Source organism: Nonomuraea candida, assembly GCF_000725485.1.
GTDB lineage: Bacteria > Actinomycetota > Actinomycetes > Streptosporangiales > Streptosporangiaceae > Nonomuraea > Nonomuraea candida.
In genome coordinates, this window is record NZ_JOAG01000185.1 from 1 (window position 1) to 272 (window position 272).

Genomic DNA, 272 nt, shown 5'->3' on the forward strand with positions numbered 1-272 from the left:
CCGTACCCAAGCCGCGCTCCGCTGTCCGGCCTGGCCGTGGACGGTAAGACGCTGCGTGGCAGCCGCACCGCCGACGGCACCACGGTCCACCTGCTGGCCCCCCCCCGCCACGACACCCAGACCGTCGTGGCCCAACGCCAGATCGCAGCCAAGAGCAACGAAATCCCCGCATTCACGCCGCTGCTGGCCGGGCTGGACCTGACCGGCGTGGTGATCACCGCTGACGCCCTGCACACCCAGTCCGACCACGCCCACCACATCAACGCCGCCGG

General features: G+C 71.7%; 1 pseudogene. It reads left to right on the plus strand.

The annotated features are described in order from the left end of the window. Positions 1-36 precede the first annotated feature (36 nt). A pseudogene (locus tag IO39_RS56455) lies at positions 37-272 on the plus strand (ISAs1 family transposase); the annotation flags it as partial.